General features: G+C 36.9%; 24 protein-coding genes. 12 read left to right on the forward strand and 12 right to left on the reverse strand.

From position 1 onward, the window contains the following. Positions 1–105: 105 nt before the first annotated feature. Together B3D94_RS15980 and B3D94_RS15985 are read left to right on the forward strand one after the other, a co-directional pair. Positions 106–504, forward strand: a complete 399-nt coding sequence (locus B3D94_RS15980) for a MarR family winged helix-turn-helix transcriptional regulator (protein WP_025115066.1) — start codon at positions 106–108, stop codon at positions 502–504. 5 nt (positions 505–509) lie between these two features. Beyond that, positions 510–1,700 (forward strand): MFS transporter, encoded by a 1,191-nt coding sequence (locus tag B3D94_RS15985; RefSeq protein ID WP_025115065.1) that lies wholly within the window; start codon positions 510–512, stop codon positions 1,698–1,700. A 39-nt stretch (positions 1,701–1,739) separates the two neighbouring features. Here B3D94_RS15985 and B3D94_RS15990 read toward each other — a convergent pair whose 3' ends face one another. The 4 genes from B3D94_RS15990 to B3D94_RS16005 all read right to left on the reverse strand — a co-directional run bounded on the left by B3D94_RS15990 (position 1,740) and on the right by B3D94_RS16005 (position 5,904). Beyond that, a complete protein-coding gene (locus B3D94_RS15990; RefSeq protein ID WP_069480828.1) occupies positions 1,740–2,354 on the reverse strand; it encodes a C40 family peptidase in 615 nt (204 codons plus the stop codon). 437 nt (positions 2,355–2,791) lie between these two features. Further along, positions 2,792–3,976, reverse strand: coding sequence for an MFS transporter (locus B3D94_RS15995; RefSeq protein ID WP_291758321.1), 1,185 nt, complete (start codon positions 3,974–3,976; stop codon positions 2,792–2,794). Between the two features lie 19 nt (positions 3,977–3,995). After that, on the reverse strand, positions 3,996–4,817 hold the full coding sequence (locus B3D94_RS16000) for a MerR family transcriptional regulator (RefSeq protein WP_069480830.1): 822 nt from the start codon (positions 4,815–4,817) through the stop codon (positions 3,996–3,998). A 76-nt stretch (positions 4,818–4,893) separates the two neighbouring features. Further along, entirely contained in the window at positions 4,894–5,904 is a 1,011-nt protein-coding gene (locus B3D94_RS16005) for an alpha/beta fold hydrolase (RefSeq protein WP_291758324.1), read from the reverse strand. 139 nt (positions 5,905–6,043) lie between these two features. Between B3D94_RS16005 and B3D94_RS16010 the strand changes: the two genes are divergently transcribed. Next, positions 6,044–6,925 (forward strand): LysR family transcriptional regulator, encoded by an 882-nt coding sequence (locus tag B3D94_RS16010; protein ID WP_291758326.1) that lies wholly within the window; start codon positions 6,044–6,046, stop codon positions 6,923–6,925. Positions 6,926–7,386: 461 nt separating this feature from the next. Here B3D94_RS16010 and B3D94_RS16015 read toward each other — a convergent pair whose 3' ends face one another. Further along, complete coding sequence (locus tag B3D94_RS16015) at positions 7,387–7,581, reverse strand: hypothetical protein (protein ID WP_291758328.1); 195 nt, start codon at positions 7,579–7,581, stop codon at positions 7,387–7,389. Positions 7,582–7,674: 93 nt separating this feature from the next. Between B3D94_RS16015 and B3D94_RS16020 the strand changes: the two genes are divergently transcribed. Then, positions 7,675–8,058: a hypothetical protein gene (locus B3D94_RS16020; RefSeq protein ID WP_291758331.1), complete on the forward strand. Its 384-nt coding sequence runs from the start codon at positions 7,675–7,677 to the stop codon at positions 8,056–8,058. Positions 8,059–8,247: 189 nt separating this feature from the next. Then, complete coding sequence (locus B3D94_RS23045) at positions 8,248–8,481, forward strand: hypothetical protein (protein ID WP_373568335.1); 234 nt, start codon at positions 8,248–8,250, stop codon at positions 8,479–8,481. Positions 8,482–8,571: 90 nt separating this feature from the next. On the opposite strand, the gene B3D94_RS16025 is transcribed toward B3D94_RS23045, so the two are convergent. The 4 genes from B3D94_RS16025 to B3D94_RS16040 all read right to left on the reverse strand — a co-directional run bounded on the left by B3D94_RS16025 (position 8,572) and on the right by B3D94_RS16040 (position 11,500). Then, positions 8,572–9,318, reverse strand: a complete 747-nt coding sequence (locus B3D94_RS16025; RefSeq protein ID WP_069480834.1) for an amino acid ABC transporter ATP-binding protein — start codon at positions 9,316–9,318, stop codon at positions 8,572–8,574. An 11-nt stretch (positions 9,319–9,329) separates the two neighbouring features. Then, positions 9,330–9,986 carry an amino acid ABC transporter permease gene (locus tag B3D94_RS16030; protein WP_008181970.1) on the reverse strand — a complete coding sequence of 219 codons (657 nt, stop codon included), beginning with the start codon at positions 9,984–9,986 and terminating at the stop codon, positions 9,330–9,332. A 65-nt stretch (positions 9,987–10,051) separates the two neighbouring features. Beyond that, positions 10,052–10,849, reverse strand: coding sequence for an amino acid ABC transporter substrate-binding protein (locus B3D94_RS16035; protein WP_258268292.1), 798 nt, complete (start codon positions 10,847–10,849; stop codon positions 10,052–10,054). A gap of 258 nt (positions 10,850–11,107) precedes the next feature. After that, entirely contained in the window at positions 11,108–11,500 is a 393-nt protein-coding gene (locus tag B3D94_RS16040; RefSeq protein ID WP_069480836.1) for a ribonuclease HI family protein, read from the reverse strand. A gap of 191 nt (positions 11,501–11,691) precedes the next feature. Here B3D94_RS16040 and B3D94_RS16045 point away from each other — a divergent pair, with 191 nt between their 5' ends. Beyond that, positions 11,692–11,883, forward strand: a complete 192-nt coding sequence (locus B3D94_RS16045) for a zinc-finger domain-containing protein (protein WP_012293843.1) — start codon at positions 11,692–11,694, stop codon at positions 11,881–11,883. A gap of 67 nt (positions 11,884–11,950) precedes the next feature. On the opposite strand, the gene B3D94_RS16050 is transcribed toward B3D94_RS16045, so the two are convergent. Both B3D94_RS16050 and pepF read right to left on the reverse strand, forming a co-directional pair. Next, on the reverse strand, positions 11,951–12,934 hold the full coding sequence (locus B3D94_RS16050) for an SEC-C domain-containing protein (RefSeq protein WP_069480837.1): 984 nt from the start codon (positions 12,932–12,934) through the stop codon (positions 11,951–11,953). Between the two features lie 227 nt (positions 12,935–13,161). After that, positions 13,162–14,979, reverse strand: a complete 1,818-nt coding sequence (pepF, locus tag B3D94_RS16055) for an oligoendopeptidase F (RefSeq protein ID WP_069480838.1) — start codon at positions 14,977–14,979, stop codon at positions 13,162–13,164. Between the two features lie 234 nt (positions 14,980–15,213). On the opposite strand from pepF, the gene B3D94_RS16060 reads away from it, so the two are divergent. After that, positions 15,214–15,654 carry a Dps family protein gene (locus tag B3D94_RS16060; protein WP_025115051.1) on the forward strand — a complete coding sequence of 147 codons (441 nt, stop codon included), beginning with the start codon at positions 15,214–15,216 and terminating at the stop codon, positions 15,652–15,654. A gap of 194 nt (positions 15,655–15,848) precedes the next feature. After that, positions 15,849–16,286, forward strand: coding sequence for a general stress protein (locus B3D94_RS16065; protein ID WP_069480839.1), 438 nt, complete (start codon positions 15,849–15,851; stop codon positions 16,284–16,286). A gap of 157 nt (positions 16,287–16,443) precedes the next feature. Here B3D94_RS16065 and B3D94_RS16070 read toward each other — a convergent pair whose 3' ends face one another. Further along, on the reverse strand, positions 16,444–17,343 hold the full coding sequence (locus B3D94_RS16070) for a DMT family transporter (protein WP_193831520.1): 900 nt from the start codon (positions 17,341–17,343) through the stop codon (positions 16,444–16,446). Positions 17,344–17,477: 134 nt separating this feature from the next. Between B3D94_RS16070 and B3D94_RS16075 the strand changes: the two genes are divergently transcribed. From B3D94_RS16075 to B3D94_RS16090, 4 genes are all read left to right on the forward strand, one after another. After that, positions 17,478–18,356 (forward strand): LysR family transcriptional regulator, encoded by an 879-nt coding sequence (locus tag B3D94_RS16075; protein WP_069480841.1) that lies wholly within the window; start codon positions 17,478–17,480, stop codon positions 18,354–18,356. Between the two features lie 74 nt (positions 18,357–18,430). Further along, a complete protein-coding gene (locus B3D94_RS16080) occupies positions 18,431–19,105 on the forward strand; it encodes a phosphopantothenoylcysteine decarboxylase (protein WP_069480842.1) in 675 nt (224 codons plus the stop codon). 99 nt (positions 19,106–19,204) lie between these two features. Continuing rightward, entirely contained in the window at positions 19,205–19,810 is a 606-nt protein-coding gene (locus B3D94_RS16085; protein WP_291758341.1) for a TetR/AcrR family transcriptional regulator, read from the forward strand. After that, on the forward strand, positions 19,794–20,888 hold the full coding sequence (locus tag B3D94_RS16090) for a DUF418 domain-containing protein (protein ID WP_258268297.1): 1,095 nt from the start codon (positions 19,794–19,796) through the stop codon (positions 20,886–20,888). The genes B3D94_RS16085 and B3D94_RS16090 overlap by 17 nt, the downstream gene beginning before the upstream one ends. The last annotated feature ends 48 nt before the right edge of the window (positions 20,889–20,936 follow it).

Consider the following 20,936-nt stretch of genomic DNA (forward strand, 5'->3'; position numbering starts at 1 on the left):
TCCTGCAAAGATAGAACGCCCTTTGCCAAATTAGTTACTTTACAAAGAAAAAAATGAAGCGTATAGTTTATTTAGCTAGGTAAATAATTTTAGGAGGTAGACCATATGAATCCAATATTCCATGCTTTATTCCAAAAAAGCCGGTATTTAACGAACTGCTTAAATGAAGTATTGAAGCAGCATCATTTATATAGCTCGCAGTGGACTATTTTATATTGCTTACATAAAAATGGTCCTATGACCTTAACGCAAATATGGAAATATTTAAACGTAGAGGCGCCAAGCATCACAAGAGCTATCACAAGATTAGAAACTTTGGGCTGGGTGGAACGATTAGACGGGGAGGATAAGCGTGAAAAAATTGTAACCTTAACTGCACAGGCTAATGAGCGCTTACCAGCCATTACAGCAACAATTTTAGCTTTCGAGGAAGAAATGGTAGGATCACTTACGGCTGAGGAACAACAGCAATTTATGATATTACTGGAAAAAATGAAAGGTTGATTGACATGCAGCAAGAGGAAAATACACAAATATGGACAAAGCGGTTCATTAGTCTCTTTTTAACAAATATCTCTGTCTTTTTTGTTTTCTATGGGCTAGTAACAACTTTGCCGCTTTATGCCATCGGTGAACTACACCAAACAGATAAGGAAGCTGGCTTATTATTGTCAGGTTTTTTACTTTCAGCGATTATTGTACGTCCGTTTTCAGGTAAATTATTAGATGTGTTTGGGAAGAAAAAATTGCTAGTGCTATCTATAGCCGGCTATTTTATTTGTACGGTTTTATATTTATTCATACATCCATTTGGACTTTTACTGGGTCTTCGTTTTATTCAGGGGATTTTCTTTAGTATTATTACAACAGCCGCAGGATCATTAGCTGCAGATATTGTACCCGCTAAGCGAAAAGGGGCAGGCTTAGGGTATTTCACGATGTCTACCAATCTAGCTGTTGTCATTGGGCCATTTATCGGCTTATTATTAATTCAATATAGCACTTTTAATGTGTTATTTATTGTCATGAGTATTTGTATTCTAGCTGGGGGCATTTTAGCATTAACGGTTAATACCGACGATTTACCGCAGCCAACATATAAAGGGAAATTAACGTTCACCTTCCATGATTTATTTGAGCGTAAGGCATTGCCCGTTGCAGCCATCGCTAGTTTAGTAGCTTTTTCCTATGCAAGTGTTTTATCATTTTTATCGGTTTACGCACAGCAGAAAGATTTAATGGCGGTTGCCAGTCTTTTTTATGCCGTGTTTGCAGCAGCTATGTTAATTACACGTCCATATACAGGTAAACTTTATGATACAAAGGGGCCACAATTTGTCATACTTCCTGGTATTATCTCTTTTGCTATCGGACTTATCATGCTAGCCTTTGTTGAAGGACCCATCCTATTTTTAAGTGCAGCTATTTTTGTAGGCTTTGGCTATGGAGCGGTGACAACTAGCTTACAAGCTTTAGCTGTTCAATCAACAGCCATCCAACGAAGTGGTTACGCAACAGCAACCTATTTCACGATGTTTGACCTTGGTATTGCCCTAGGTTCTTATATATTAGGAATGGTAGCCGTACAGGCAGGATATGCTTCTGTTTACTTATCAGGAGCCGGATTATTAGGAGTGGTTTTTATCATTTATCTCTTACGTCTTGCCAAGATAAAGCCAAAAAAAGTAGTGAATATATAGTAAAACAGTTGGGATGCACCCAACTGTTTTTTGCTTTTATTATAAACGACCATAGCCAACGAAATGTTTTTTCCAATAGGCGTTATTGATATTAGCAATAGTAACGCCTCCATTACTAGCATTGATCATTTGATTATTGCCAATATAGATGCCGGCATGAGAAATTCCTGCTTTATATGTATTAGCAAAAAACACGATATCTCCGACTTGGGGTGATCCAACTTTTTTAGCGGACTGATAAAATCCAGCTGCCGTTTTACGTGGTGTTGACTTACCAGCTTGATTAAAGACATAGGTGATATAGCCTGAGCAATCAAAGCCTGTGCTCGGTTTTACCCCACCAAATGTATATTTGACACCTAATTGTTGCTTGGCGACCTGTAGTAATTTGGACGACGCGTTCGGTGTGGTAGACAGTTGTTGATTGATAGTTAATTTTTGTCCAACATAAATATGGGAAGACGATAAATGATTTAAGTTCATCAATGTTTGATAGGATACCCCGTGCTGACTGGCAATCTTCCATAAAGAATCACCAGATTGAACGGTATAGGTTGCAGCTGATGCTGATTCTACTGTTGAAAAAAGTACGGATGAGCTTAATGCCAATACCGCTAATTTCATGCCCCATCTATACTTTTTACTGCTCTTCATGCTTTCTTTCCTCCTACAATGTTAAAATTTGATACAAAAATGATTTTAACATCATATTATTACAATTAGATGTCAATAAAATAACGAATCGAAGACTTTTTAGAATGAAATTAACATGGTCCTTTTCTGATGATTTAGGGCTATATGAAGGTAGACAATGACCTACCGAAGTTTGAGAGATCTACTAGGAAACTAAGACCATAGGAACAATCTAATGAAACAGTACTATTTAGTAGCATCATCAGCTTGGACCATGTATGCTACATATTTGGTTGAGAAGCAAAATTAAGAGACCTAAAACCTATTCGATTATGTTAGAAAGGAGCTTTAATTTATCTTTCTTAAATGATAAAAACATCCTACCCTATATAAGAATAGCCCAATTTTTCATCGAGCATATCCATATAAAGGAAGGATGTAGATAAGTATGTTTCTAATTAATATTTTTCTTTAGGCACAATGGAGGTTTCAATTCCATTACTCCTTGTTTTAAATAGCAGGATGGCAAGAAATAAAGCAATGATTACTGCACTCAATCCTATCCAATTCAAATTTAGGACGGAAGTACGACTGATGACAAGACCGCCTAATCCAGAACCTAGTGCAAAACCAAATTGAATAAAGGACGTATTGATGCTTAGGGCAATGTCTGGATTTCGAGGGACCAAGGTAACCAAAAATAACTGCTGAGCAGGGGAAATACTCCAAGTTGCTAGCATAAATATCATTAAAACTAAGATCAAAACAAAGAGATTGAAACCCGCTAGAGTGAATAAAAGTAAGGTTACTCCCTGAAAGAACAGTCCGAAATAAATGGTGAATTTCGATCCTTTTGCATCTGCTAATTGCCCGCCTAGTCTTGAGCCAATGAAGCTACAAATTCCTGCTAGAAATAGAATGCCACTTATTTCAGTGATGGAAAGGCTAGATGTGGCTTGCAAGAAGGGCGTAATATACGTGAATAGAGTAGAGTATCCACCGATATAAAATAAAGTAATAGCCAGGGCAGTGAGAATTTTTGGATCTTTTAAAATAGAGAGCTGCATTTTTAGGGTAACAGTTTCTTCTTCTTTGATTGCTGGAACCCTTTTATAAACGATTAGCAATGGGAGAATCGTTAAAAAACCGATGAAAATAAATAAAACTCTCCATCCAAACAACTCACTAAAAAAGGTGCCAATCGGAACACCAAGCACAAGTGAGCTACTTAGACCCATTAAAATAATACCGATAGCACGGCCTCTTTTTTCTTTTTCAACTAGCCGATTAGCTACTGCCATAGCTACCACTGTAGCAATTCCACCGCTAACCCCTTGCATAACTCGTATCCATAATGCTGCTTCATAAGCAGGGCTTATAAACATTAGTACGTTGCTGGCAATGAACACACCTATAGTTATAATGAGTAACTTTTTACGGTCCATATTGATCGTGAGGGCGATTAGAATGGGCGCGATAATGGCCGCAGCGAGGGCAAATACAGTCACCAATAACCCAGCTTCAGAAACAGTTACTCCAAAGTCCACGGCAATCATTTCAATTACTCCTGTAATAATGTATTCGACAGTTCCAATTAGAAAAACAACAAATGCTAATATATAGATAATCACATTATTTTTCAACTCAATCCACTCCGCCTTTTTAGTTTCTATCTATAATGGGAATCTGTATTTCCATTAATTGCGCACCCTGTGAGGTAGATAACGGTAAATATATTTCCCTACCAGGTTCGTTTTCTTTAATCTGATAGTTATTTTTTTCAATCCATTTAGCTAAATCTACACAGGCTGTACTTGCAAAATGAGAATCCGAGCGAAAGGTCATGGTGGCCATCATCGGCTCAGGGGGAAGTGTTCGTAATTGAAATGTATCTGGATATGATGGAAGCTCCCGACTTAAAAAATAACCGACTTCAAATTCGAACTCATCTTCCTGATCCTCTATTTCCTGCCATAAAACGACCTGAGGACTTTGAGCCAATTGGCGAGTTTCCTTTGGTAATATGTGATTAAATGTACGAAATAGGTCCGGAATGTCTTCTTCTCTCCCGCGCGCCTTCAAAGAAAGGAACTGCTGGGCATCTTCAGCTTTGATCCTGATTTCTTGTACGGATTCCACTTGCCCCTCACTTTCTAAAAGCTGCATACGTTCCTCAATCCGAGCAAGCTTGGCTTGTTCCATATCGATAATGCGTTGGATTTCATTTTTTTTCAGCTTAAACATCCCTTGAATATCCTTGAATGTAATATCTTCATGGAGCAAATGAATGATTTGTGGCAAAGTGAATCCTAATTCCTTATAAATAAAAATTCGATTGATTTCAAGTAGCTGGTCTGCCGAATAGTAACGATAGCCGGTTTCGTGATCCACCTTTCTTGGCTTTAATAGGCCGATTTGATCATAGTAGCGCAATGTTTTTAAGGATACTTTGCTTAGTCTAGAAAACACACTAATTTTAAACAAAATATCACCTCCAATCTCTATCATAATGGAAGTATATAGTTTCCCGTGCAGGGGAAAGTCAAGAGGAAGATAATTTTTATTCAAGCAGGAATATTTTTAAGTTTTGATCAATAAAGTCAGAATCTGGCTCATGCTGTCCAATCCCTGCACAATGACCCCATTTCGATTCAATAGGGAGGAAGCGGGCATTTGGCATATGTAGTGCATCATAGTTATTATCCTCTGGAGGAAAGAAAAGATCTGTACTTCCTGGCATGACCAATGCACGAGCTGTAATCTTGCTTAATGCCAGCTCGAAATCGCCATCATATGTCGGATTGGCACTAATATTTCCAGTAATGCCGGTACGTAACATGGCGATCAGATCATTCGCGTCAAAGCTTAAAAACACTTGATCCCAGTAATCCACGAGGTATTCCTCCAATGTTTCATAGCCTTCTTGCTGATAGAGCTGTTCTAAATAATAAGCCTGTGAGAAGCCCCAAGCTGCATAGACGCGCCCCATGGCTGCCAATCCCACTTTAGGTTGCTGAGTGTAAAAACCATTTTTCCAGCTAGAATCAGCTTGAAGGGCAGCAATCATTCCTTCAAATACAACCTTGGCATGGGGTCTGGTCATGGCAGTTCCTCCGAATGGAGCGATTCGTTCGACCATATCAGGGTAACTTGCTCCCCACTGAAAAGTTTGTACAGCCCCTAACGACCAGCCAACAACGAGTGCTATTTTGCTAATACCAAACTTCTGAGTAACCAATTGATGCTGTAGTCGCACATTATCATAAATTGAAATGAGGGGGAAATTTGCTTGATGATAGGGTGCTGGTGTATTACTTGGAGAAGAGGACAATCCATTGCCAAGCATATTTGGTATGATGATAAAATACTTTTCTGGGTCCAGTGCCTTACCAGTTCCGATTAACCATTCATTATCGGTATGCAAACCTGCAAACCATGTGGGATAAACTATGACATTATTCTTTTCTGCATTGAGTGTCCCGTATGTTTTATAGGCGAGAACAGCATTTGGCAGTATGTTACCAGATTGTAGCTGAATGTCTCCCAGTTCATAAAGTTCATAATCTCTCATGTGAAAAACTCCTTTTCGTAATTAAAGATGGATTAAATGGCCTTTCTTGTCATTACTCTACGAGAATGCTATTGTGAAGTCAAAGAAACGTTTTTGAATAAAACGTTCATTTTTTTTGAATTATGGAGTGAAATATACTATGGAATTACGACAATTAAAAACCTTTTATACGCTTGCTTCGACACTCAACTTTAGCCGCGCTGCAGAGGTGCAAAACTATGTTCCATCAACGGTTACGATGCAAATGAAGGCATTGGAAGAGGAACTCGGTGTTCAACTGGTGGATAGATTAGGGAAAAAAGTAATCCTGACTGATGCGGGTAGACGTTTTCTAGATTATGTAGTCCGTATATTAGGTGACCTTGAAGAAGCACAGCATGCTGTTAAGCAATCTGGTGAAATGACGGGGACGTTGGTCATTAGCGCAGATGAAACGTTGTGTACGTACCGCCTGCCTGCTGTATTACGTTTGTTTCGTTTACGTTATCCAGGAATTCGGCTCATATTTCGGCCGTTGTCTCATTCGAACTTGAAACAGAGTTTGCGAGAAGGGGACGCGGACATTATTTTTATGCTAGATGAGGACAAAAGCGAGATGGGATTTTGCGGAGAAAAAATGCAGGATGAGCCCTTTTATATTTTGGTAGCTCCCGATCATCCATTAGCTTCACGTACTGAATTGGATATTGAAGATTTTAATGGGGAGACCTTTTTGCTGACGGAAAAGGGGTGTTCCTATCGTACATTTTTTGAACGGAGTCTTTCACAAAAGGGCATGGGAGGAATTACCGAATTGGAATTTAACAGTGCAGAGGCGATTAAACAATGTGCGAAAATAGGAATGGGCATCGCCATACTGCCTGAAATGGCTGTGACAGCAGAATTGAGTAGGGGTGAACTGATCTCGTTGCCATGGGATATGACGGCGACATCGTTTGCAACTCAAATGTTTTGGCATGAAGAGAAATGGATTTCGCCAGCCATCCATGCTTTTTTAAACTTGGCACGTGACTTTGCTTAAAGTTTAATCACAAAAAACAATTTAAACAATGATTCTCTCAATTTTCACAATCAATATTTTCTTTATCAATACATTTCGCTGTAAATTTAAATTCGCAATAAAATATGTCAGCCATATTATATCCCCAACCTTTTTATTATTTTATGTATTTAGGATACTGTTATCTTAGGTTATAAAGAAAATCCGTTTACAATGATTGTAGGTGTTCAATCAAATAGTAACCAGCATGGAACGGGATGTAATATGGCTAGAACCAACATCATTCTGTAAGGTACAGTATCTTGAGAAAACAAACACAAGATCATTAAGAATCGTTTCATTTAAAGGGTTTAATTTAGAAGTTAATGAGCTTTAAAATACGAAATTAAATAACCACTAAAAATAGAGAAAAAGCGTATTATGAAGAAATTTTTGTAACACCTTTTTCTCTATTAAATGATTTGAAAATTTAACATATAAATTTAGTTATTGAATTCTATTCTAGCTTCATTAAAAATATTTTCAATTAATTCCAGTTCTGAATCATCTAAATTTTCTTCGTAAATTTCTAATTCATCAGTGTCCAATGGCACTTTACCAACTGTAACTCCACTTGTAGCAAATACTCCGTCTTGTTCGTCTGTTAGAAACAGTAAATACTCATCACCTGTATTCATTTTTTCATATCCATTAACACTGTATAATTTTAGAATAAAAGTAAATGATGATAAAATTTAATAAGAAATACAATTAGAAGGGGTATTTATGTGTTGAAAAAAATAATTATTATTTCATTTGCATTGTTTTTTTTATGTGTGGGATGTTCTAATGATACAAAGAAAATTATTTTAGAGATGGCTGATGAAAATGGAGATTTTAAAGAAAGTTTAGAAATCCTAGATAAAGGTCAAGTTTCAATAATAAATAAAATTCTTAATAAAGTTAAATGGAAAGAAAAAAGTGAAGATTCATTTGGACTATTAAAGTATAGAATGTCTTTTGATTTTATAGACCCTGATAAGGAGTTGAAGTCTTCTTATTATTTAATCTATGTAAATTCAAAAGAACAAGTAACTCTGGTAGAAAATGATATGAAATATACTAAATTATCAAAAGAAGAATCAAAAGAATTACTTGATATACTAGCAAATTAATTACTTAATGACGACTTAACTAGCTTCAAAGATAGGGAAATTAAAAATCAATACAATTTAAGAAGAAATCCTTTAATGAAAGAATACAGATTTTTCAAAACGTGTTCACAACTATTGAGAGAGTCTTAAATGTCTCTCTTTAATTCAATAATATTTCCCTTTTATAAAATTAAATAAAAAAATACAAAACTGAAAACATACTACTCAATATTTAATAAAACAGAACCCTTTGAACGAAAACATGAAACTGATTTATATGATATGGATAATTCCATGTTGGATCTATTATTTAGACAAGCAAAAAGACAAACAAAAAGATATATAAACATATCAAAAAAATTTGATATTTTTCAAGAGTATATAAATTATCCGATAATTAATATGTTCTTAAAAACACCTTTTGGAATAATAGTTAAAAGATAGATTATTTATTCAATAGCATGTTGTTCCTAAAGAGAGAAACTTTAGCTTGATAAAGAAATGAAAAGAGAGCAGCTATGTCCGCTCTCCTTTTTATTTTAGGTTCTTTTGTAAAAATGCCTTTGTCCGTTCATTTTGTGGGTTCGTGAAGAAGTTTTCTGGGTGGTCGGATTCGATAATTTGTCCATCATCCATAAAGACAACCTTATTGGCTACTTCTCGCGCAAAGCCCATTTCATGTGTAACGACAATCATAGTCATATGGTCTTCAGCTAAGCTTTTCATGACCTTTAATACTTCTCCTGTCAGCTCAGGATCTAAGGCAGATGTTGGCTCGTCAAATAATAAAATTTGAGGGTTCATCATCAAAGCACGGGCGATAGCAACTCGTTGCTTTTGACCACCAGATAGATTAGCTGGAAAAGCGTTTGCCTTCTCGGATAGTCCAATTTTTTTCAATAAATCTAGACAACGGCTCGAAATGGCTTCAGCTGATTCTTGTTTTAATAAGCGAGGGGCCATTTCAAGGTTTTGCTGGACTGTTAAGTGGGGGAATAGGTTAAAATGTTGAAAAACCATCCCCATTTTAGCTGTCAGGTTTTTGATTTCCTGAGGCTTGGCATAAACGCCGTCCTGCACAAGATAATCACCATCTACTAAAATGCTACCACCATCAATTTCTTCTAAATGAATTAAGCTTCGAAGCATTGTACTTTTACCAGATCCAGAGGGACCGATCACCGCAATGACATCGTTCTTCTCCACTGCAAATGAAATTTGTTTAAGAACCTCGACTTGATTGAAAGATTTCTTTAAGTTTGTTACTGCCATCAATGCCATATAGATCACCTCTATTCAAATTTAAAACGTTTTTCTAGCCATTTAAAGAATACGGTCAAGATCAGCGTCATGATTAAATAAATAGCTCCAGCAATAAAGAAAGGTACAATCGTAAAGTCACGATTGACGGCTGTTTGCGCAAAATGCAGTAATTCTGGAACAGCTACAGCATAGAGTAGGGCTGTGTCCTTAATTAGCGTAACCGATTCATTCGATAAAGCTGGTAATGCTACGCGAAACATTTGTGGCAAAATGACACGTGTGGTTGTTTGCCATTTTGATAAACCGAGTACTTGTGCTGCCTCATATTGTCCTTTATCGATGGCAAGTAGACCACCACGAAAAATTTCAGCAAAGTAGGCAGCATAATTTAAAATAAAGCCAAGACATGCTGCTACAAAACGATCTAATACTAAATATTCACCGATTACTGGCAGCATTGGTAGACCAAAGCAAATTAATAATAATTGGAGTAATAGTGGTGTACCACGCATGATATAAATATACGTATGTGCAAGCCAAGAAAGTGGTTTAATGCGACTTTTCACTGCGAGTGTTAGTAAAAAGCCAAATGGAATCGATATAAGAATGGCGATGAAAAACAATATAACTGTCATTTTTGCGCCTTCTAGCATCGGCCATATCATAGTTTGCCAGTAATCTGCCATAGTGATGTCCCTCCAAAAAGAGTAAGAGTTTCGCAGAGGAAACTCTTACAAAAAATATCCTGTTCTTATTTTAATACTTTATCCTCACCGAACCATTTTGTAGAAATGTCAGCTGCTGTACCGTCTTCATTCATTTTGTCTAATGCAGCTTGCAGTTTTTCCAATAATGCTTCGTTCCCTGGTTTTACACCAATACCGTATTGTTCGGGAGCAAGTGATTCCTCTAATAATTTAAATGTATCAGGCTCTTGTGTCATGTAATATTCTGCTACAACAGCATCAATTACTACGGCATCAACACGACCTGTTTTTAAGTCTGATAAAGCTAAAACGTTATCCGAGAATTCTGTAATTGTTTTTACCTCTTTGTGGATTGGGTTACTATTTAATGCATCTGCAGCAGAAGAAAGAGATTGAATACCTACTTCTTTGCCTGCTAAATCATTTAATTTCACAATTTTAGAATCTGCTTTTGTCATAACCACCTGAGAGTTTTCAAGATAAGGCTTTGTAAATAATACTTTTTCTTTGCGCTCATCTGTAATGGTATAACCGTTCCAAATTAAATCAATACGTCCACTGAGTAATTCAGCCTCTTTCGTTTTCCAGTCGATTGGTTGGAATTCAGCTTCTACTCCCATATGCTCAGCTGCCGCGCGTGCTAAATCAATATCGAATCCCACGATTTCATTTTTTTCATCGCGGAAGCCCATTGGTGCAAATTTATCATCAATACCAATAATAATTGTTTCTTGATCAGCTGAAGATTGGTCTTTCTCTGCTGATTTTTCTTTTGATGTGCCACATGCTGCTAAAACGATTACAGCTGTTAGCATCATAACTAAAGTTAATATACGTTTCATCCTTTATTTCCCCCTATATAAATCTATCGCTTTCGTTTGCTAAACTACTAATGTGTTAAAGGATATCACCGAGGATAATGGATGTCAATATCGTTTTAGATGAATCAGAAAATTTTATGCGTTTTATAGCTATTTTAGTATGATCTTTGTAAGAAAATTGATTTCATAAAAATAATGGATCAGGGGATAGTAAGTATCTGAGTAGAAGGGGAAAGAAAAAGGACTGTTATTGATAAACAGTCCTGTGGCATGCATTGTTTAATGATTATTGTTTTGGATAGCTTTTCGTGCCAATGCATCAGCAGCTTTGTTTTGAGAATCAGGCACCCATTTAATAAAAAATAAATCGAAGGTGTTGGCGAGCGATAATGCTTTTTCCAGAAAAGGTTTAAATTCCTCGTTTTTCACATACTCTTTTTCCATAGAAGCGACTACGATTTTAGAATCAGAGCGAATGGAAACAAGTGTAGAATTAAGCTTTTGTGCTTCCTCGAGTCCACGGACTAAAGCAGTAAATTCAGCAATATGATTATTTGTTAGCCCGATATACTCACTAATTTGTATATGTTGACCTTCTCCTTTAATAAATATACCAATACCACTTGGACCAGGGTTACCTGCACTAGCAGCATCTATATAAACCTCTAACATATCATCCCTACTTTACTATTTGACTTCCATATAATTGTACAACATGGATACGCTGTAAAACATCTATGTGCTAGTAATTATGAACTTGAAAAAAATTGCTGAAGTGGATAAACAAAATAGTTGCTTGTTCAAAATGAACGCTTCATAATAGTAGGAAGTGAATTTAGGACGTGAAAGGAGCGAGAGTTCACATGGATAAAGTGACGGTTATGAAGGATATAGACGAACTGCATGATACGTATTGCGCAGATTGCTTAGTCATTCAGCAATTACGTAAAGAACGTGGTAAACCAGGAGCTCATCGCTTCTGTATTGAAGCTTGTTCAATTGGAGAAAAGCTACAGTTTTTAGGCGAAGAGCTTTTGAAAGTTTACAGTAAATAATAAGGTAACGTTTAGAAAAAGCTACATTTATTAGCAAATGCTAATAAATGTAGCTTCTTTTATAGGTTTATTTTGTTTCGACATAGCTATTTAAATCTTGGTAATACTTTGTAAGTGAAGAAGCGGAAATATCAAAAGTTGCAGCAATTTCTTTTACCGTCATAGAAAGAGATTCAAAGAGCTCTTTTTCCTGCCCATAACGAATTGCACCAGCAGCAATGGCCGCCTCTTTGCGCGCAGTAGGTTGTCCTTCTATTAAATAGTCCTCTAATAGCTCAAGCATTGGAGCTGTTTCACGATCATTTTGCTCCAAGAATTCTTTTACTTGTGTGAGGACTGTGCTTTCAAAATTAGTGAATTCTTCCCCTTTATAGCCGTTGGAGACAAGTAATTCCCAGAATGCAAGATGTTGTTCTTTTAAGAAAGCTCCAACCTTTTTCTCGGATGCTTCAAAGTTTTTCTTGAATTCTTCAAATACTTTTAAATGGTCCTCAGGGAAGAAAATCAATGTAGACACAGCTAAATAATGTGACAATTTCTTCGTTCCATCCGGTAAAATAAAGGCAAAGACATGCATGCCTTCCGGAATTGGTTTATCATTTTCACGACGAATATAAAGCTCTTCATTTGTAAGTAAATGACTAGCTTTAAAATAATTTTCCTCAACAACAGATACCGTACCAATAAATAATGCTGGGTGAGACCAGTCTTCAAGTACTTTTACTGTAGAAGGTCTTACTGCTTTTTTCTTCGTTTTCTTTAAATAACTTTTCCAAATCGATGGCTCTTGATGGAAGAAAAAGTCGTCTAAAGCGATGGCTTCAATCAGCTCACGCTGTAGCACGCTCTCTAATTTAGGTTGCCATGTGCCCACATGCTCGATATAAGCACGAACATCTTTACGCTCAGGGTATTCTAAATAAAATGTTTGTAGCACACGCTCTAATTCTTCGATTTGTACTGTTTCCACTGTTACTTGCTGTTTACCTTCACAACATTTTTTATATTTTTTGCCGCTACCGCATGGGCATGGATCATTACGTTTTACCATAATTAGAACACTTCCTTTGACAATTGTTAATCGTATATTGCTAAATAATTTGCGTACTATTAATAATAACGGTACTTTTGTATGAAGAAAAATGATTGTCTATTTTGAAATATCTAAAAAGTGTGGAGGGACGCCCTAATTCAAGTATATGTATGCAGGTTTTCACTTAGAACTAAAAAAAGAAAACGATCTGTACGTTGCAAGCACAGAACCGTTTTCTAGAGCATTTATGGTTGTTGGACAGCCTCAATTTCTAGTGTGAGGCGCTCAAGCTCGTCCACTAAATGACCGATATAGGCAATCGTATCTCGAAGTGGTTGATCCGTTGTAATATCAACGCCTGCCATTTGTGCTAATTCCACTGGGGATTTTGTTCCGCCAGCTTGCAGGACAGCTAACCATTCTTCAACAGCTGTATCACCTTCTTTTAAAATGCGCTGTGATACTTGTGTTGAAATAGTTAATCCCGCACTATAAGTGTATGGGTAAAGGCCCATATAATAATGAGGCTGACGCATCCACGTCAGTTCAGCACCTTCCGTAATATCCACTGCATCGCCCCAGAAATCTTCTAGCACCGAACGTTTTAATTGGTTTAAAATGTTCGCGTTGACAGATTCACCAGCGTCTACCAATTCATATACTTTACGTTGGTATGCGGCTTCCAGTAAGTGCGTGACAAAGTTATGATAATACGTTTTAGAAACAATATTTGAAATCACCCAACGTTTAAAGCGCACATCTTCATTATGTGTTAATAAATAATTCGCTAGCAGCATTTCATTCATAGTTGATGGTGCTTCAATAAAGTATAGGGAAGGGCGACTATTAAAATATGATTGATGCGCATACGTATTCGCAAAATGTCCTGCATGACCAAGCTCATGAACGAGTGTAAAAACTTCATTCATACGTTCATTCCATGACATTAAAATATAAGGGTGACTACCATAAGGACTTGAACAGAATGCCCCTGTGGATTTCCCTTTATTTGGTGCATAGTCGATCCAACGTTCTTTGAAGGCTCTATCCATTAGGTGATTGTAGTCTTCACCCATAACCGCTAATGATTTATCAACATATTCTTTCGCTTCGTCCATCGATAATTTAGGATCATAGGCAGAATCTAAAGCGATTTTTAAATCTGCAAATGTCATGTGCTCAATGCCATTCGCTTTTTGAATTAATTTTGCATATCGACGCATATGTGGGGCAAGCTCTTGTGAAATCAAATCGATTTGACGATTATAAAGGGAGCGATCGACATCTTGATCGAATAGTAAATAATCAAAGATGGAATCAAAGCCTCGTAGATCCGCCATTGTTTTTTCTTGTTGAATATGTGTGTTGTAAACTTGTGCTGTTGTATGTTGATAATCGCTCAACTTGCTTGAAAAAGCTTTAAAGGCAGCACGGCGGACTTCTGTATTGGCTTCAAACTCCCAATTATTTTCATAAAGGACAAAGCTTAGTGGATGCTTTTCACCATCTGCTTCAAATTCACCAAAATTCATATCTACTAATTTCGTCGTATTATACGTTTCGTATGGCGCATCAAAAGTAGAACTAAAGGCAGCAAGCGCTTTTTCAACCTCTGGATGTAGCTGATGAGGTTTTCGTTTTAATAACTCCTCTAAATAATGTTTGTAAAGAGGGCTTAATGTTGCTGCTTCTTGTAGTACCCCTTCATCCAAAGCAAGTAATTCACTCCGTACGAATGATAAGGCACTGCTTATTTTACCGATAGCTGTACTAAATTTTGCAGCACGCATTTGGGCTACATCATCCGTTCGATCTGCCTGTAGGTTTAAGCTCGCATACGTACCAATTGGAACGATACTTTTTTGCAAATTTTCGAAAGCCGTTAATACATCAATAACTTTTTGCGCATCTGTAATGGAACCTTGATACGTTTGTTCAAAGCTAAGAGCTTCCTCTACAAGCTGTGCTAAAGTAGGTTCAAAATCTGCATCATTTTTCAGTAAATCAGTTAAATCCCACGTTTCTTCAACTGCAACATCTTTTCGTAATGGTAAAACTTCCATTTATAAACACCCCTTTACATATAAGTGATTTCATTATAACGAAACTATTTCGGAAAGTGAAATAATTTAATAGAATAGTTGAAATATTCTTAAAGAAAACAGTCCTGTTTTTTAATCCAGTAAGTAGGAGTATGTTTGAAATATTGCTAGTCGGGAACAATGTGTGTATAGCCAACTTCATTTGTAACGCATACTAAAGGCTAGAACAATTGACACATTGGAGGAGAATTAATTATGACACAAAACTTAAACAAACAATTAAATAAGCTAGTATCAACATGGTCTGTGCTTTATACAAAGCTGCACAATTATCATTGGTATGTCACAGGGCACGCATTCTTTACACTGCATGCAAAATTTGAAGAATTGTATAATGAAACAACGTTGAATTTAGATGAAATTGCAGAACGCATTCTTTCAAAGGATGGCAAGCCTGTTGCGACTTTAAAAGAACATCTAGAGCTATCCTATGTGGAGGAAGCCACTGGAAATGAGTCGACGGAGGAAATGGTAGCAACGACGATTTCGGATTTCCAAAAGCTCATGAAAGCATTGAATTCCACAATGGAGCTAGCAGCAGAGGAAGGGGACGACCGTACAGAGGATTTACTTAATGCGATGTACCAATCCCTTGAGAAGCATACATGGATGTTAAAAGCCTTCCTCGACAAATAAACGGTTTAAAAGCATTCCCATACAATTTGGGAATGCTTTTTTGTAGATTTTCTATCTCTTTATGACAAAAAGAGTACTTGTATAAAAGCATAGTAACAATTATTACAGTTTGGTAACGAAGCGGCAAAAAGAGTTTGTTTCCGCATTGTCAGGGTAATTATTTAGTAAGCCATACAAATTAGGAGGAATTGAACATGATGAATGAACAAAATCCAAAAATTGAAGTGGCCCATACAAGGGACGAAATGCTTCATATTCTAGAAAATATGCGAACAGAAGGTTTCCATAAAGAGGATATCCATATTATTGCGAAGGATTCCCAGCAGTTGGAGGATGTGAAATGGGATGATGATGTCCACACACATGAGGCTGGTAACTGGGTGGACCAATTTAAATCTTGGTTTACAGGTGATTCAGCTGTAACAGAAGGCTTAAAACGCTTTAATCTTTCCGAAGGGCAAATCGCTTACTATGCTCATCTTGTAGAGCAGGGTAGTATCGTACTATTTGCAGAACGGGATGATGATTATGATACCCTACAATCACAACACCCGGAAACAGCTGCTGAGCAGGAAGAGCGTTTAAGACAAGAGCGCATGAATGAGGCTGAGCAACTTAGAAGATTTTTATAAAGAGAAAAGGCTGAGACAAAAAGAAAAAATGCTAGACCAAAATACATTTGGTCTAGCATTTTTTTAATTTAGGAAAGAATATTTAAATCAGTGAGGTGGAGAAATTATTAATCATTTTCGCTATTTTCAAAATAATCGAGTTCTGTCCCAGCCTCTTTTAATGAATTACTTTTTCTGGAGCATCTTTTTTAATAAAGCGCAATACATGGAAATGCTCTAATTGGGCAAATAAATTACCAATCAAAATAAAGCTACCACCAATAACGAGTTTCACTGTCAATCCTTCACCGATGAACATCATCGCAAACATTGCTGCAAATATAGGTTCTAGGGAAAAAATAAGACCTGTATGTGTAGCAGAAGTATACTGTTGTGCAACAGTTTGACCAACGAAACAAAACGCACTACAAATGATTCCAAGGCCTAAAATAGCAATCCAAGATGTCGTATTATTTGGTAACGTAGGTGTTTCAAATAATAAAGTTAAGATCAGCGCATAAATGCCAGCGAAGCCTAGTTGGTAAATACCATATGAAATGGACTCCACATTCCGTGTAAATGAACTGTTTAAAAGTAAATAAATAGAATAGCATAGCGCAGCAATTGCTACTAACAAATCTCCTTTATGGAAGGAGAACGAACCTTGCGCCGTTAACACTGTAATACCAATCATGGTACAAATAATCGCAAAGCTGACAGCTCTGGAGGGTAATCTTTTATCAATAAAGCTACTGAAAATCGGCACTAATACAACCGTTAGGCTTAAAATGAAGCCTGCATTTGAAACTGAAGTGGACTGTAAGCCAAATAAGCTTAATGCGAACACAATAAATAATAAAAATCCTTGGATAGCTGCATATTTTAAAGTCTTACCATTTACCTTAATCATCCGTTTATAAAAAATAAGCCCTGCTACTAAAAATGCGATGATACAACGCAAAGCCACCACATTATAAACAGCCAATGTTTCAAGCCCCATGACCATAAAGGTATAAGATAGTCCCCAAAACATTGTGACAATAACCATTAATACATTTGCTTTTCCTTGGATACTCATTATGTTCACCTACCATCTGTGTACTAAAACAGTTTTTATACTAAAAATTACTATATATCTTGTGTTGAGATTAGTAAAACGAATGTTTATAATGATTAGGATTAAAAAAATTCATGTATGTAGAGGTAATGCTGATGAGCTTAGTGAAATATGAGATTTTAACAAAGGTAGCAGAGGTAGCAAGCTTTACAAAAGCAGCAGATGCACTAGGTCTAACTCAGTCTGCTGTCAGTCACGCTGTGTCAAGTTTAGAAAAAGAATTTGGATTTGCGCTCATACATCGAAGTAGAGTGGGTGTCACACTGACAAGTGAGGGGCAAACCATGCTAAGGGCGATGCGTCAGGTTTTAGACGCACAGGAATTATTGCAACAAGAGGCAGCACATATTCATGGAGTAACAAGAGGAAACGTGCGTATTGGCGTTATTTCAAGTATATCTTCTAATTGGATGCCAGAAATTATTAGGATTATGGATAATCAGTTTCCTGGAATTCAGGTGGAATTACGCGAGGGTGATTATTATGAAATTGAACAATGGCTACTTAGTGGAGAAATAGAGGCAGGATTTTTAAATGGTCAAAAATCTGAGCAATATCAATATACGGAATTACAACAAGATCCTTTATTATGTATCGTTTCAGATCAAAGCCCACTATTTAATAAGTCAGAGATAGATATTATTGATTTGGAAGATATGCCTTTTATTATGACATCCTATAAAGGGACAAATGATGTCAAAGTTTTGTTGGAACAATATCATGTGAAGCCAAATATTCGCTTTGAGCTTTCAGAGGAGGTCGGCATTGTTTCCATGATTTCTCATCAACTAGGGATTAGTATTTTACCCCAATTGGTCATTCAGAATTTGCCGCCTACATTAAGAGCAATTCCTCTGAAGCAAGGTGCCTACCGTACGATTGGAATTGCGATGAAGCATAATGCATCACCTGTAACGAAGAAATTTGCGGAAATTTTAAGTGCATGGCTGATGGAACAAAAAAATGCACTATGATGGAATCTATTGAAGCCTATCCTTGCATTACGGTAAAATAGTAGGTGTATATATTTTAGAAAATAGGTGAGTGGATGGGGACATTACAAGGTAAAACCGTACTCATTACAAGTGGGGGAACACTTGAAAAATGGGATCGTGTACGAGGGCATACGAATTTATCGAAAGGGACAATGGGCTGTTATTTAGCGGAGGCGGCACTCGCTGCTGGTGCTAATGTAGTATATATGCATGGTTATTTTGCACAGCTTCCAGTGAATCACAATCAAATGAAATTGATTAAATTTGAAGGTATTGAGGATTTAGGAGAAAAAGTTCGTCATGCTGTCCAACATGAACTTGTTGATATCGTTATTATGGCTGCGGCTGGCTCCGATTGGGTCATTGATAAAGTATATGATCAATCAGGGAACTTGATGGAGGAAGCGGGGAAAATGCCTTCCGATGAGCCACCTATTATTCATTTTAAAAAGGCGCCAAAAGTCTTAGGGCAAATTAAGGGCTGGCAGCCAAATGTAACGTTAGTAGGGTTTAAGCTAGAAGCGACCGATGACGAGGAGTTTTTATTAGCACGTGCACGACTGCGAATGGAAACAGCTCATGCTCAATTGATGGTGGCAAATAGCTCTCAATCTTTATATGGCGGGGACGAGCCCCATTGGATTGTACCTGCTGATGGACAGCCTATGAAAGTAATGGGCAAGCAAAAAACAGCCGAAGCTTTAATGATGTATTTACAACATCAATAAATATGAACTGTGTAGAGAAATAGTTCTACACAGTTTTTTCTTGTCTAAAAGTTAAGTATCATTTAATATTTACTTAACGGTCGGTAAAAAAGGAGGGTTATGATGGGGAATAAAGAACAAACTTTTCAAAAGATCATAGAAGTTGCTTATGTGATGTTTGCAGAAAAAGGGTTTGAAAAAACTAGCTTAGCCATGATAGCTGCAGAGGTTGGTATATCAAAACCAGCCATTTATTATTATTTTCAATCAAAGGATCAATTAATCGCCTACTTATTTGATGAACTGTATAAAGTAATTGAACAGGATGTCGCTGTGGATTATAAAGAGCTTTCTCCTGTTAATTTCAAGGAGGAATTACTCGAGCTGGGCTATAAGTCTATTGAGGCGCAGGGCAAGGATCCTTATTTTAATAAAATATTTAACCAATATGTACTTTTAGCAGCTCGCGATGAAAGCTATAAGAAACAATTAGTAGAGCTAGAAACAAGCTTTTTAACAAGCTTTGTTGAAGTCCTACAATGGGGCGTGCGGCTAGGAGTTCTAGAGGATACTCCCAATATAGAAGCAAAGGCACAGATGCTAGCCTTGGTCTATGATAATATCGGTAATTTCATGTTAACAGGTAACCAATTGAACTATAGAGCTATTTGGAAGGAGGCTGTACATAGCGTTATCCAAGGGGGCAAAGATGACAAAAAGAAATGATGATCGGCGCATTGAAGGTCTTGATTTTGCAAGAGCTCTCGCTATGCTTGGTATGTTTATTGTCAATTTTGGTGTCGTAACGGGTTCTACAACGAATGGTTCAACATGGTTGATTGCTTTACAAAATATGTTTGAGGGGCGTGCCTCGGCCGTATTTGTCATGCTAGCAGGAATAGGGACAGCTTTAATGACTCGTCACGCTAGAGAGACTAAGGACCCAATGCTTCTTCGCGAGAATCGACTTACTTTGTGGAAGAGGTCATTTTTGTTATTCGTGATAGGGATAGTACTATATGCGGTCGGTTGGACAGGAGATATATTACATTATTATGGCGTGTATATGTTTGTTGCCGCATGTTTGATTGCCCAATCTAAGAAATGGATGATGTTCATAATCGGTGTCATCCTCATCCTTTCACAATGGCTTCAAATTCAATTTAATTACCTTGCTGGTTGGCATCCAACATATATATTACTAGAGTATCTGGATTTTTGGACACCAGCAGGATTTATAAGAAATTTGATGTTTAATGGCTATCACCCACTATTCCCCTGGGTTTGTTTCTTTCTGATGGGCATGTTAATCGGCACATTTGATTTAACAAATCGTACATTAAGAAAAATCCTATTTGTGACTGGTTTATTGCTAGTCATAATGACGGAGACTTTTTCAACGATATTTATTAAGATGACAACGATCCATTTATTAGATGTAGAGAGTGCATTGTATTTATTTGATACGGGACCGATTCCCCCGAATATGATGTATGTTCTATCTAATTCGGCTTCAGCTATTGTCCTTATCGTAGGCTCCATCTATCTTGTTGAGACATCTAAAAATAAAGTGATTGAAGCTTTGATCTTAACGGGACAAATGTCTTTAACGCATTATGTTGGCCATGTTTTTATTGGGATTGGAATATTAATTGTTTGCCAAAAGTTGGAGAATCAAACGCTTGCTTTTTCCATGCTATACGCCTGCTGTTACTTTTTAGGATGTGTGTTTGTTTCTGTATGGTGGAGAGCTAAACATCGTCGAGGTCCTCTTGAATTCATGATGAGGAAATGGAGTTCGTAATAAATTAATGGATAGCCATCTATTTCTCACTGATTAGGCATAAAATAC

Source organism: Lysinibacillus sp. UBA5990 (assembly GCF_002429815.1).
Taxonomy (GTDB): Bacteria; Bacillota; Bacilli; order Bacillales_A; family Planococcaceae; genus Lysinibacillus; species Lysinibacillus fusiformis.